This is a genomic window from Nocardia asteroides (assembly GCA_019930625.1).
Taxonomy (GTDB): Bacteria; Actinomycetota; Actinomycetes; order Mycobacteriales; family Mycobacteriaceae; genus Nocardia; species Nocardia sputi.
In genome coordinates, this window is sequence record CP082844.1 from 93,046 (window position 1) to 105,981 (window position 12,936).

Here is a 12,936-nt window from a genome sequence, read left to right on the forward strand (position 1 = left end):
CCTTCGGGTTCAGGCGTCCAGGTGGACGGCGACTTGCTCCAGGCGGCTTTCGGTGTAGGAGGCGATCTGGTCCACGACGACGCGCACGCGGGCCGCATCGTCGGGCGCGGCATTCCAGAACGGCAGCAATTGCGGATCGAGGCTGTGCGGGGCGGTGGCCAGCAACCGATCGGCCACGGCGAGGATGCGTTCACGCTGGGCCGCCTGCCGCAAACGGTGCGCCGGGTCGGACATCACGTAGCGCAACGCGACGGTCTTCAACAGCGCCACCTCGGCGGCGACGATGCGCGGCACCTCCAGGTCGGCGGCGTAGCGGGACAACGGTTCCGGACCGGCCACCTCTTTCGTCGCCATGATCGCGGCGGTGGCGAAGCGACCGACGAGCTCGCTGGTGAGGCGCTTGAGCGCGACCGAGGCGGTGAACGTGCCGTCGTAGCCGGACGCCGCCGCGACCACCGGGAGTTCCGAGAGTCGTTGTGCGGCGGCGATCAGTTCGTCGGCCGCCAGCGAGTGCTGGAACTGGCCGAGCGCCGCGAGCGCGTCCTGCTCGCCGGGATCGGCCAGCGCGCGCAGGTCGATCCGGCCCGCGATGACGCCGTCCTCGACGTCGTGCACCGAGTAGGCCACGTCGTCGGACCAGTCCATGATCTGGCATTCGAGGCTGCGGCGCCGGTCCGGCGCGCCCTTGCGAATCCACTCCAGGCGCTCGGCGTCGACCTCGTAGGCGCCGAACTTGGTACCGGGACCGGTTCGGCCCCACGGGTATTTGATCGCCGCGTCGAGCGCGGCGCGGGTGAGGTTGAGGCCCGCGCTGGTGGCGTCGGGCTCGAGCACTTTGGGTTCGAGGCGGGTGAGGATGCGTAGGTTCTGCGCGTTGCCTTCGAACCCGCCATAGGCGTCGGCGAAGGTGTCGAGGGCCTTCTCACCGTTGTGGCCGTAGGGCGGGTGGCCGATGTCGTGGGCCAGACCGGCCAGATCGACCAGGTCCGGATCGCAGCCGAGGCCGTCGGCGATGCTACGGCCGATCTGGGCGACTTCGATGGAATGGGTGAGGCGGGTGCGCGGCGTATCCCCGTCGCGCGGGCCCATGACCTGTGTTTTGTCGGCGAGCCTGCGCAGGGCCGCGGAGTGCAGCACGCGGGCGCGGTCGCGGGCGAACTCGGTGCGGTGGCCGGTCTCGAACTCGCTGCGCGGCGGGCCGAGGCCCGCGGTCTTGGCGCCCTCGACGACGAGGCGTTCGGTGTCGTGGTCGGTGTACCGAGCGCTCATCCGGGTGTCACTGTCCCGCCGTGTAGGCGAAGTCCGCCGAGAAATGGGTGAGCTGGTACCACAGCAGGGCGCCGGTCTCCCGGGCGATGCCGTGCGCCTGGGATTCGCGGGTGTAGACGGCGGGGCCGGTTCTGGTCGGGGCGGTCCACGCCGCCAGCCCTTCGTCCCGGGCCATGGTGCGGGTGCGCAGCGAGTGCCACGGATCGCTGACCAGCACCGCCGAGGACATGTCCCGCGCCCGCATCGCCGTCGCCACCGCCTCGACACTGCGCAAGGTGTCCGAACCGGTTTCTACGGCGAGGATCTTGTCACTCGGCACGCCACGCGCCTGCAGATAGTTCTTGCCCGAGGCGGCTTCGGTGAACAGATCACCCTCCTGTTTGCCGCCCACGGTGATGACACGCGGCGCGACACCGGCCCGGAACAGTCTGTACGCCCGGTCGAGTCGCGCTTCGAACACCGAGGACGGGGTCCCGGAGTACTGCGCCGCGCCGAGCACCACGATCGCGTCGGCCTTCGTGTAGTCATCGATGCGCGCGACCTGCCACACGCGCAACGCCGTCCCTCCGACCAGCACCGCCCCCATCACCACCGAGCCGATGACCAGTCGACGCGCCCAGCGCAGCAACCCCGCCCCGAAGCCGTGCGGCCGGGCTGGGTCGGGAGCCGGGAGAGCTCGGGTGCGCATCGTTGGCAAATCCACTCCCCAAGTCTGCCAGGAGCCGCGCAACCCCTGGACCGGCAACCGTCAGAGCCGAATTCTCGCACCGGTCGCCGTGCGAGGACGACGGTTCACCAGCCGCGCGCACGCCAGTCCGGGAGGTGGGGGCGTTCGGTGCCGAGGGTGGTGTCGTCGCCGTGACCGGGGTAGACGACGGTGTCGTCGGGGTAGCGGTCGAAGAGTTTGGCCGAGACGTCGGTGAAGAGAGTGGTGAAGTCCTCCGGCGAGGTGGTGCGCCCGACGCCGCCGGGAAACAGCGAGTCCCCGGTGAACAGGTGGGTGCGTCCCGCCCCGTCGGTGAGCGCGAGGGTGATCGAACCCGGTGTGTGACCCCGCAGGTGGATGACCTCGAAGACCAAGTCGCCGACCGTGACGGTGTCGCCCTCTGCGAGCAACCGGTCGGGGCGGACCGGGAGCGGGTCGGCGTCGAGCGGATGGGCCGCGGTGGGAGCACCGGTGGCGGCGGTGGTCTCCCGCAGCGCCATCCAGTGGTCGCGGTGCTGATGCGTGGTGACGATCAGCTGGACTTGCCCGGGCGCCTCCTGCTCTAGGAGCGCCGCGATGCGCGGCGCCTCGTTGGCGGCGTCGATGAGCAAAGCGGCCCCGGTGCCGGTGCACTGCACCAGGTAGCAGTTGTTGTCCATGCCGCCGACGGACATCTTGACGATGCGTGCGCCGGGGACCTCGCGCTGCTGCGGGTTCGAATCCGGGGACACGTGGCCGCTGTAGGAGCGATCGATGGTGATCACGAGACGATGCTAGCGAGCTAGATTCGTGCCATGTCACTGCCGCCGCGGATCCGCCTCGCTCGCTCGCTCGCGATCAGCGTCCTGCTGGCCGCGATCGCCCTGCTGGTCGCTCCGATGGTCGCGGCGGAACCTCCGCCGCGGATGAACACCTACGTGGAGGACTCGGCCGGCGCGCTCGACGAGCGTCAGCGCGATCGGGTGCGCAGTGCGGTGGACCAGCTCTACGCCGACCAGCAGATCCGGCTGTGGGTGGTGTACGTGCGCGGCTTCGACGGGCTCGCCCCGCAGGAGTGGGCCCGGCGCACCGCCACGCTGTCCGGGTTCGGCGAACGGGACCTGCTGCTCGCGGTCGCCACGCAGGACCGCGCGTACTGGCTGGAGGGCGCGCTGCCCAGCGGCGTCCGCGAAGCCGAACTCGACGGCATCCTGATCAGCGAGGTCGAGCCCGCCCTGCGCGACGGCCGTTGGTCCGACGCCGCAGTGGCGACGGCAGACGGACTGAACGCGGCGATGCGCGGTGGCGGGGTGAGCCTGCGCGCTTTGCTCGTCCTCGGCCTGCTGGTCGTTCTGGTGGCGGGCGGCCTCGTCTGGTACGCGCGCAAACGGCGCCGCGACCGGTTCGAGGCCGAGCTGGCGGCGGCGCGGCAACTGGATCCGGAGAATTCCGCGGCGCTGTCGGCGTTGCCGGTGGAGGCGCTGCACGCCCGTTCGCGCGAGGCGCTGGTGGAGATCGACAACGCGATCCGCACCAGCGGCGAGGAACTCGACCTCGCCATGGGCGAGTTCGGCGCCACCGCCACCACTGTCTTCCGCACCGCCCTCGACAACGCGAAGGCCGCTGCCGCCGAGGCGTTCGCGATCCGGCAACGCCTCGACGACGCCCTCCCGGAGACGCCGGAGGAACAGCGGTCGCTGCTGGTCCACCTGATCGGCACGGTGGGGCGCGCCGACCGGGACCTCGACGCGCAGGTCGCCGAATTCGACGCCATGCGCGATCTGCTGCTCGACGCCTCGGCTCGGCTGGAGGTGCTCACCAGGGACGTCGTCGACGTCACCGCACGGATCCCCGCTTCGGAGGCCGAGTTCGATCGGCTCGCCGCCATCCATCCGGCCGGTGTCCTCGCGCCGATCGAGGACAACGTCCGGATGGCCCGTGAGCGAATCGCCTTCGCGGAGCAGAACATCGATGCGGGGCACAACGCACTCGCCCAGCCGGTCGGCAAGCAGGGCGCGGCGGTCGCCGCCATTCGTTCCGCCGAAGCCGCGATCGGTCAGGCCCGCGCCTTGCTCGACGCGGTCGACAACGCGTCGAGCGCCATCCAGCAAGCCCGCGACGGCCTTCCCGGTGTGCTGGAGGAGTTGCGCCGCGACATCGATGCCGCCGACGAGCTCTCCGGCTACGGCGGGCCGGATCTGGCGGAGGCTCGCACCGCGGCGCAGTCGGCGCTGACGAAGGCGACGTCCGCAGGAGGCGCCGACCCGCTGGGCGCCTTCCACGACGCGGTCACCGCCGACGCCGAGCTGGACCGCGCCCTCGCCGCCGCCACCGACCGCAAACTCGCCGCCGAGGACCTGCGCCGCAGGCTCGACCGGACGCTCACCGACGCGCACACCCGGATCGGTGCGGCCGCCGACTACGTCACCACACGTCGCGGCGGCGTCGACGCCGAAGCGCGCACCCGGCTCTCCGAAGCGCAGCGCAACCTCGACGAGGCGCAGCGGCTGAGCGCGGGCGATCCGGTCGAGGCACTGCGGCGCGCGGGGACGGCGGCGGAGCTGGCGGGGCGAGCGCTGCACGCGGCTCAGGCGAGCGTGCGGGCATGGGAGGCGCAGCGGGCTCCCTCCGGCGGCGTCCACACCGGGGCTGTGCTCGGCGGGATCCTGCTCGAAGGACTGCTCCGCGGGGCGGCGGGCGGCGCTCGGCATTCCGGGGGCGGGTGGAGCCCCGGCTCGTTCGGCGGTTCCTCCGGCTCGCGGCGGATCGGTCGCGGCGGACGATTCTGACGCGGCTTGACCCTGACACCGTGTGAGGTCGTAGACCAGGACTCGTCATGTTGAGTATCGGAGATTTCGCCAGGCACGGACAGGTGTCGGTGCGCATGCTGCGCCACTACGACGCGATCGGGCTGTTGCGGCCGGACCGGGTCGACCCCACGAGCGGTTACCGCTATTACGACGCGGGACAACTGGCACGGCTCAATCGCATCGTCGCGCTGAAGGATCTCGGCTTCACCTTGGAACAGGTGCGCCGGATCCTGGACGAGCGGGTGGGCGGCGCCGAACTGCGCGGCATGCTCATGCTCCGCCGCGCCGAGCTCGAGCAGCGCATCACCAGCGACCGCGCCCGCCTGACCCAGGTCGAGACGAGACTCCGCATCATCGAGAAGGAGGGCTGCATGCCTGCCCACGATGTGGTGATCAAATCCGTTCCCGCCGTTCGAGTAGCCGAATTGACCGGTGTGGCAGCCGATTTCGAACCCGGGTCGGTCGGACCGGTGATCGGTCCGCTGTTCGAGGAACTGTGCGAGCGGCTGGAGCGTGCCCAGGTCGCACCCGTCGGTTCCGGCATCGCCTACTACGAAGAACGCGCCGACGGCACGATGCTCGCCCACGCGGCGATGCCGGTCGACCTCGATCCGGACGGCGAGCACGATTTCGCGGTGGTGGACCTGCCCGCCATCGACCAGGCCGCGACCGTGGTGCATCGCGGCAGCATGGACCTGGTCCTGGAACCCTGGCAGGCGCTCGGACGCTGGATCGACGAGAACGGCTATCGCATCACCGGTCCGAGCCGCGAGGTGCATTTGGTCTACACCGAGGACGTCGCGGGCTGGGTCACCGAGTTGCAGGAGCCCATCCAGCCGAAATAGGTACGCGTCGTGGCGGCCGTAACGCTCGGCCGCCACGATGCCTCTGCGTGCCCGCCTGGATCAGCCCGCGCAGACCGCCGCGAGAGCGGTCAGCTCGGCCCGCACTGCCGCGAGCAGGCCTTCGGCGTGCGCGCCGCCACCGAGCACGCCGACGGTCAGCTCACCGGCGAAGGTGTAGACGAGATAGGTGACCGCCGCCGACGCGCCCGCGGAGGGACGGGGATGCGCGGAGAGGTAGACGATCTCGTAGTCGGTCAACTCGAGACCAGCCGGGATGCGGAACGCGGGAACGACGCCGGTGTTGGTCACCGCGATATGTCCGGCGAGCGAGTGCCGCCTGGTCACGCCGTAGAAGTCCGGGAAATGCAGTACCGATTGCCGCACGACGCCCTCGGCGAGATCGTGCGCCAGCCGGGCCGAAATGCGTTGTGCGAGTTCGAGGAGGTCGGCCGCCGGATCCACCTCCGCGGCGAAGGAGGCCATGCCCGCCATGTTGGTGCCCGCCGCGGCGGCGACCGGCGGCGTCAACCGGCTGCGCAGGTCCACGGGATACAAGCAGCCCAGCGGCGTCGCGCCTCCGGTGGTCTCGCGCGCGTGGGCGCGCAGCAGTGCGGCGGTGAGCAGGCCGTTCACCGTCACGCCCGTCTTGCGCCCGAGGTCGATGATGCGCGCGGTGGCGGCGCGATCCAGCCGCACACGCAGCGGGCGCGCCAGCGTGCTCGGCGCGGGCTGCGCACCGTCGGATGGCGCGTCCCTCGCTTCCGGCGGGAGCGGCTTGGTCACGTCCTCGAAGCCGGAGACCGCTGCCCGGGAGATGCCGCGCGCCGCGACATGCCACTCCAAGGATTGCGGAATCTCATGTGGGGCAACGCTCGTCCGCCCGCCTTCGACTATGCCGGTGTAGAAGTCCCACAGTCGCGACAGCAGTTCGACACAGTGCCCGGCATCGGCGACGCTGTGGTGAGCGAACAGCGTGACACGCCATTCCTCCGCGCTCGCCCTCGCCACTTCCAGATAGGCCAACTGGACCGCGGGATCCGCGGCGGGGATGCCGACTGCCGCCACGTCACCCTCCCGCACGGACACCGGAGCCCATGCCCGCTGGTCTGCGGCGAGCAGATATCCCTGTCCCGCAACACCTTCCATGATGCGGCAGCCGATCACCGGATACGCGCGCCGCAGCGTCGCGAATGCCTCGCGCAGCGCTGTCACGTCGAGCACTCCCCGTACCGACACCGACCGGCCCGTGTAGGTGCCATGCCGCACGAACCGCTGCTCCGACGGCGCCAATACCCGAATCAGCGCGTCCTCATCCCACAACACCTCGCAAGGGTGCGGCACCGCGGACACAGGTGCAAACCGACCGGGCGGGCGGATGAGGAAGACTGCCGGTATGAGTCTCGCGGCAGAGTTGGAGAAGATCGGCCTGGCTTCGGTGGAGGAGCAGCTGGCCCATCCCACCGTGGTGGGCATCGCCGAGGGCACCTTGCCCGAATCGGTTTTCCGGTCCTGGTTGGAGCAGGACTATCTGTTCCTGCTCGACTACGTCCGAGTGTTCGCCCGCCTCGCCTGGCAGGCGCCTGCAGCCCATCTCGGCGACTTGGTCGATCTCGCGCACGCCACCTACCACGACGAACTGTCGCTGCATCGTTCGCTGGCCGCCGAATTCGGCGCCGATCTCGACGGCGCCGTCAAAGGCGCGCCGTGCGCGGCGTACACGGCGTTTCTTCTGGACTCCGCCGCGTCCTACGGCGAGGGTCTCGCCGCCCTCTACCCGTGCATGTGGGGGTACTCCACGCTCGGCGCGCGGCTGGCGCTGCGCCCGCCCGCCGAACCGCGCTACCGCCGCTGGGTCGACACCTACGCCGATCCGGGATTCGCCGCCCTCGCCCGTCGATGCGCCCAGATGATCGATGAATCCGGCGCCGACCCGGTGCGCGCGAAGGAGCTGTTCGGCGAAGGGCTGCGACACGAACTCGCGTTCTGGGACGTGCCCAGCTGATTCATCGAAGGCGAGACCGAATCACATTGCCACCGCAGATCACCCGGCGCGACCACCCGGGTGACTTAGGCTGACCCCGTGAGCAAGGACCACGTGCGGGCATCCGACGCCGATCGCGAGAAGATCGTCGACCAACTGCGGCATGCGATGAACGAGGGCAGGCTGACGCTGCCCGAATTCGACGAACGGCTGCAACAGGTGTATGCCGCCAAGACCTATGGAGAACTCACGCCATTACTGTCCGACCTTCCCGCACAACGGGAATCGCGACCAGCGCGCGGCACCGGCATTCCCCAGTGGATCATCATCATGTGGACGCCGTGGGTGTTCGTCAACGCGCTGTGCGTGGCGATCTACCTGGCCACCGGCGCGGGCTACTTCTGGCCGTTCTGGGTCGCGGTGCCGTGGGGTCTGGCGCTGCTCATTCCGACCACGATCGGCATCGTCACCCGCGGGAAGAGCCGCTGAACGACAGCGCTCCGCGGCCGATCACGACCACGGAGCGCCGCACCGGATCAGGCGCCGATCAGGTGCTGGGCGAGATAGCCCTCGACCTTGTCCAGCGCGATGCGCTCCTGGGTCATGCTGTCGCGCTCACGAATGGTCACTGCTTGGTCGTCGAGCGTCTCGAAGTCGACGGTGATGCAGAACGGCGTGCCGATCTCGTCCTGGCGGCGGTAGCGGCGGCCGATGGCGCCCGCGTCGTCGAACTCGACGTTCCAGTTCTTGCGCAGCTGCGCGGCCAGGTCTTTGGCCTTGGGCGTGAGATCGGCGTTGCGCGAGAGCGGAAGCACCGCCGCCTTCACGGGCGCGAGGCGGCGATCCAGGCGCAGCACGGTCCGGGTGTCCACGCCGCCCTTGGCGTTGGGCGCCTCGTCCTCGGCGTAGGCGTCGACCAGGAAGGCCATCAGGGAGCGGGTGAGGCCCGCCGCAGGCTCGATGACGTACGGAATGTAGCGCTCGTTGGTGGTCTGGTCGAAGAAGCTCAGCTCGGTTCCGGAGTGCTCGGAGTGCGTCTTCAGGTCGAAGTCGGTGCGGTTGGCGACGCCCTCCAGCTCACCCCACTCGTTGCCCTGGAAGCCGAAGCGGTACTCGATGTCGGTGGTGCCCGCCGAGTAGTGCGAGAGCTTGTCCTTCGGGTGCTCGAACAGCCGCAGGTTCTCCGCGGCGATGCCGAGATCGGTGTACCAGGAGAACCGCGTCTCGATCCAGTACTTGTGCCACTCCACGTCCTCGCCCGGCTTGACGAAGTACTCCATCTCCATCTGCTCGAACTCGCGGGTGCGGAAGATGAAGTTGCCCGGGGTGATCTCGTTGCGGAAGCTCTTGCCGATCTGCGCGATGCCGAACGGCGGCTTCTTGCGCGCGGTGGTCATCACGTTGGCGAAGTTCACGAAGATGCCCTGAGCGGTCTCCGGGCGCAGGTAGTGCAGGCCCTCCTCGGACTCGATCGGGCCGAGGTAGGTCTTGAGCATCATGTTGAAATCGCGCGGCTCGGTCCAGCGGCCGACGGTGCCACAGTTCGGGCACGCGATGAGCTCCATCGAGACCGTGTCGGGATCATCGATCTTGTTCTTCAGCGCGTACGCCTCCTGCAGGTGGTCCTGCCGGAAGCGGTGATGGCAGTTCAGGCACTCGACCAGCGGGTCGTTGAACACGCCCACGTGGCCGGAGGCGACCCACACCTGACGGGGCAGGATCACCGAGGAGTCGAGACCGACGACGTCCTCGCGGCTGGTGACCATCGCGCGCCACCACTGCTTCTTGATGTTCTCCTTGAGCTCGACACCCAGCGGACCGTAATCCCACGCCGACTTGGTGCCTCCGTAGATCTCACCGCACGGGTACACCAGACCCCGGCGCTTGGCGAGGTTGGCAACGGTGTCCACCTTCGACTTGGGTGCCACGCGAGAATTCTCCATCCACTGCGAGTCGGATCAGTTGAGTTGAATGTATTCACGTGAATAGATCACATTCAACGGGTCGGCTATAGCCTATAGACCCTGCCCGACCAGATTTCGACCGCACATCCAACCCCTCGACAGCCGATCTTCCGGCGCGCCCGTTTGACATGCATACCTGTGCATATGCAAACTGGTAATGCTTTCCATTAAGGAGTTGGTGACATGACCGCCGAGACCGCCGCGGCACCGCCGCACAACCCGTACCGGTCGCCCGGCCCGGCGCCCGTTCCCTCACGCACCGTACTAGAGGACGCGGGCGAGTTGTTGCGGGCGCTGGCAGCGCCGGTTCGGATTGCCATCGTGCTGCAGTTGCGCGAGTCGCCGCGCTGTGTGCACGAATTGGTCGACGCGCTCGGGGTCACGCAACCACTGGTCAGTCAGCATCTGCGTATCCTCAAGGCCGCCGGTGTCGTGCACGGTGAGCGTTCGGGTCGCGAGGTGCTCTACGAACTCGTCGACGACCATCTGGCGCACATCGTCGTCGACGCCGTCGCGCACGCCGAGGAAGGGTGATTCGTGCCAGACAACACGGCCGCTCCACAGAAACCGGTCGGTATCCGCAGCACCAGGCAGCGCAGCGCCATCGCCGCGCTGCTCGGTGACATCGAAGAGTTCCGCTCCGCGCAGGACCTACACGACGAGCTGCGCAAACGTGGCGAGGGCATCGGCCTGACCACGGTCTACCGGACCCTGCAGTCGCTGGCCGACGCGGGCATGGTCGACGTGCTGCGCACCGACTCCGGCGAGTCGGTCTACCGCCAGTGCTCCACCGGCCACCATCACCACCTGGTGTGCAGGCATTGCGGCCGCACCGTCGAAGTGGAGGGCCCGACGGTGGAGGCCTGGGCCGAAGCGATCGCCGGCGAGCACGGCTTCACGGAGATCAGCCACACGCTCGAGGTGTTCGGGACCTGTAAGTCCTGCGGGACGGCACGCCGACGCAACGGGTGACCGACCACCGCTGCGACGCGGCCGCACGACGCGCGCGTCGGCCGCGTTCCACGCTTCGAGCCGCAGGTCGCAGCGATCCGCCCGGCTCGTTCCTGCGCATGCGGGAGTGCGACTCGATCCGATCCCCCTGATGTGACGATCGGGCCTGCCCGCTGTCGCCACACGCGAAAGTGACCCGGCACCCCAACGGCCCGGGTCACTCGAACACTCACTTTCCGCACCGCTCAGCACCGGCAGAGGGCAGTTCCCTTCGAGAACGGCCCTCTGCCGGTGCCTCCATTTCAGCCCACCGGGACCAGGTCCGGCGCCGACGCCGGGTTCTCGGCCGGACGACCGCGCAGCGCGGCCACGCCGAGCAGCGCGAGTGCGATCGCACTCCAGACCAGCAGCACCACGAGCGGACCGGCCGCGGCAGCGCCGTCGAAGAACGCGACCGAGCGCAGCAGCGAGGCGGCGGCGCCGGGCGGCAGCAACTGCCCGATGACGCCCCACGGCTGCGGCAACAGCTCCGGCGCCGACGTGGCCGCCGAGAACGGGTTGCCGATGAGCAGCATGAGGAGCGCAGCGAGGCCGATACCCGCGCGACCGATCACGGCGGCGAGCCCGGCCACCGAGCCTGCCACCGCGAACGAGACCAGCCCGGCAACCGAGGCGAGCTCCAGGTAGGAGCCGGGCACCACCGACAGCCAACCCTGGACGATCGCCATGCTCAGCAATCCGCCGACGACGCCGAAGGTGACCAGCCCGATCACCTTGCCGCCGACCGCGGGAACCAGCAACGCCAGGAGCACCCCCGCCGCGATGCCCGCCATCACCAGCGGCAGCACCATCGCGCCGAACGCCGCTCCACGCGGATCGTCCGAGTCGGCCGCCACCACATCCCCGACCCGGGCGGTGGGCGCGCCGGAGAGCTGTTGCCCGATCTGGGTGAGTTGCTGAGCGACGGCGGGACTCGCCCCGGAGGCAACCAGCACACGCGGCGGTCCGTCGCCGGTGACGATCGCCCCGTAGACCTCGCGATTCTCGATCGCGGCGCGCGCGGCGGATTCGTCCACGGGCGTGGTGATCTCGAAGGCGCCCGGATTGTGCTCGGCGAGCTTGCCGGTGACCATCCCGGCCTGCGGACCGGTGACGGCCAGCGGCAAGTCACGGGGCGCGATGTTGGCCGCGGGCCAGGCGAACGCGATCAGCATCAGCGCCTGAAGCAGGGCGGCGCCGAAGCCCAGAGCGAACGCCCGCTGTGTGGTGTTCATGGCCTTCTCCCAAAAATCGAATGCTCGTTCTTTTTGATGGTGACCTTACCGTGACACGCAGTTCGCCGGGTTGTCAAGAACGAATATTCGTTTTATTTTTGAAGCATGCCCCGAGTCAGCGAAGAGCACCTGGAACGCCGCAAACAGCAGATCCTGGACGCCGCGCGGCGCTGCTTCGCCCGTAAGGGGTTCCACGAAACGTCCATGCAGGACGTGTTCGCGGAATCGGGACTCTCGGCCGGCGCGGTCTACCGATACTTCAAGAGCAAAGACGAGCTGATCACAGCGCTCGCCACGCAGACGACGGTATCCCTGCGCGTGGCCATGGACTACGCGATCAACCGCGAGCCGCTGCCCACGCCCGCCGAACTGATCATGATGATCGCCGAGGAGGTCGTACGGCGCAGCGGGCCGGACGGACCGGTGCGGCTGGCGCCGCAAGCCTGGGCACTGGCCCTGGTGCACCCAGGGGCGGCGCTGATGGTGCGCGAGACGATGTTCGCGATGCGCGCGCTGTGGGTGACTTACGCCGAACGCATGCGCGACAAGGGCTGGCTACCCGAAGACGCCGATGTCGATGCCGTCGCCAAGGCCATCATCGGCCTACTGCCGGGCTTCATTCTCCAGCACCTCATCCTCGAGGATCTGGATCCGGAGACGCTGGCCCGCGGCGTGCGCATCCTGCTCCCCTACGGCGAAACCGCCATCGCGGCGGCAGGCGAAAGCAGCTGACCGCGGATCAGGGCAGCAAACCCTGCCTGGCGCGGCCCGCGTTGGACAGCACGAGCAGCAGCATCGTGGTGAGGGCCTGGTCGTCCAGGCCCGCGGCGGGGAAGGTGTAGCGCAGGATGACGTCGGCGAGTTTGCCGTGGCCGATCACGGTGAGCGAACCGAACTGCAGCGAGTTGTTGCGCTCGGCGACGCGCTTGTGCAGCTGCGGCTTCAGCGGCCGGTCCCAGGCCAGCACGCAGGTCAGGCTGAGCACGTCCAACCCCGGCGCGAGATTCACCGCGCGCAACGAGGACAGCGCTCCCTCGTATTCGAATCCCAGCGACCCTTCGGGGTCGACGCGCACGTCTATGCCGTAGCTCGACAGGCAGGCTCCGGCCCGCGCCTGGAGTTCCCGGTCCGGTGTCACCGCTGCGTCCATGTTCGCC

General features: G+C 69.1%; 14 protein-coding genes. 7 read left to right on the forward strand and 7 right to left on the reverse strand.

Annotation, left to right across the window (positions count from 1 at the left end):
- Positions 1-9 precede the first annotated feature (9 nt).
- The 3 genes from K8O92_00495 to K8O92_00505 form a co-directional block, all read right to left on the reverse strand.
- A complete protein-coding gene (locus tag K8O92_00495; GenBank protein ID UAK32563.1) occupies positions 10-1,269 on the reverse strand; it encodes a deoxyguanosinetriphosphate triphosphohydrolase in 1,260 nt (419 codons plus the stop codon).
- A 7-nt stretch (positions 1,270-1,276) separates the two neighbouring features.
- Entirely contained in the window at positions 1,277-1,957 is a 681-nt protein-coding gene (locus tag K8O92_00500; protein ID UAK35350.1) for a YdcF family protein, read from the reverse strand.
- A gap of 104 nt (positions 1,958-2,061) precedes the next feature.
- Entirely contained in the window at positions 2,062-2,649 is a 588-nt protein-coding gene (locus K8O92_00505) for an MBL fold metallo-hydrolase (protein UAK35351.1), read from the reverse strand.
- A gap of 120 nt (positions 2,650-2,769) precedes the next feature.
- Here K8O92_00505 and K8O92_00510 point away from each other — a divergent pair, with 120 nt between their 5' ends.
- A complete protein-coding gene (locus K8O92_00510) occupies positions 2,770-4,743 on the forward strand; it encodes a TPM domain-containing protein (protein UAK32564.1) in 1,974 nt (657 codons plus the stop codon).
- A gap of 47 nt (positions 4,744-4,790) precedes the next feature.
- Positions 4,791-5,609, forward strand: coding sequence for a MerR family transcriptional regulator (locus K8O92_00515; GenBank protein ID UAK32565.1), 819 nt, complete (start codon positions 4,791-4,793; stop codon positions 5,607-5,609).
- A gap of 60 nt (positions 5,610-5,669) precedes the next feature.
- Here K8O92_00515 and K8O92_00520 read toward each other — a convergent pair whose 3' ends face one another.
- Positions 5,670-7,082 (reverse strand): acyltransferase, encoded by a 1,413-nt coding sequence (locus K8O92_00520; protein UAK32566.1) that lies wholly within the window; start codon positions 7,080-7,082, stop codon positions 5,670-5,672.
- Here K8O92_00520 and K8O92_00525 point away from each other — a divergent pair.
- Together K8O92_00525 and K8O92_00530 are read left to right on the forward strand one after the other, a co-directional pair.
- On the forward strand, positions 7,003-7,611 hold the full coding sequence (locus K8O92_00525; GenBank protein ID UAK32567.1) for a transcriptional regulator: 609 nt from the start codon (positions 7,003-7,005) through the stop codon (positions 7,609-7,611). The genes K8O92_00520 and K8O92_00525 overlap by 80 nt on opposite strands.
- Positions 7,612-7,689: 78 nt before the next feature.
- Positions 7,690-8,079: a DUF1707 domain-containing protein gene (locus K8O92_00530; GenBank protein UAK32568.1), complete on the forward strand. Its 390-nt coding sequence runs from the start codon at positions 7,690-7,692 to the stop codon at positions 8,077-8,079.
- Between the two features lie 47 nt (positions 8,080-8,126).
- On the opposite strand, the gene K8O92_00535 is transcribed toward K8O92_00530, so the two are convergent.
- Entirely contained in the window at positions 8,127-9,533 is a 1,407-nt protein-coding gene (locus K8O92_00535; protein ID UAK32569.1) for a glycine--tRNA ligase, read from the reverse strand.
- A gap of 204 nt (positions 9,534-9,737) precedes the next feature.
- On the opposite strand from K8O92_00535, the gene K8O92_00540 reads away from it, so the two are divergent.
- Both K8O92_00540 and K8O92_00545 read left to right on the forward strand, forming a co-directional pair.
- Entirely contained in the window at positions 9,738-10,088 is a 351-nt protein-coding gene (locus K8O92_00540; protein UAK32570.1) for a metalloregulator ArsR/SmtB family transcription factor, read from the forward strand.
- Positions 10,089-10,091: 3 nt separating this feature from the next.
- Positions 10,092-10,526 (forward strand): transcriptional repressor, encoded by a 435-nt coding sequence (locus K8O92_00545; protein UAK32571.1) that lies wholly within the window; start codon positions 10,092-10,094, stop codon positions 10,524-10,526.
- A gap of 281 nt (positions 10,527-10,807) precedes the next feature.
- On the opposite strand, the gene K8O92_00550 is transcribed toward K8O92_00545, so the two are convergent.
- Entirely contained in the window at positions 10,808-11,779 is a 972-nt protein-coding gene (locus K8O92_00550; GenBank protein ID UAK32572.1) for a hypothetical protein, read from the reverse strand.
- 105 nt (positions 11,780-11,884) lie between these two features.
- Between K8O92_00550 and K8O92_00555 the strand changes: the two genes are divergently transcribed.
- On the forward strand, positions 11,885-12,511 hold the full coding sequence (locus tag K8O92_00555; GenBank protein UAK32573.1) for a TetR/AcrR family transcriptional regulator: 627 nt from the start codon (positions 11,885-11,887) through the stop codon (positions 12,509-12,511).
- A 7-nt stretch (positions 12,512-12,518) separates the two neighbouring features.
- Here the strand turns inward: K8O92_00555 and K8O92_00560 are convergent, their stop codons facing one another.
- Positions 12,519-12,929: a YbjN domain-containing protein gene (locus K8O92_00560; protein UAK32574.1), complete on the reverse strand. Its 411-nt coding sequence runs from the start codon at positions 12,927-12,929 to the stop codon at positions 12,519-12,521.
- Between the last annotated feature and the right edge of the window lie 7 nt (positions 12,930-12,936).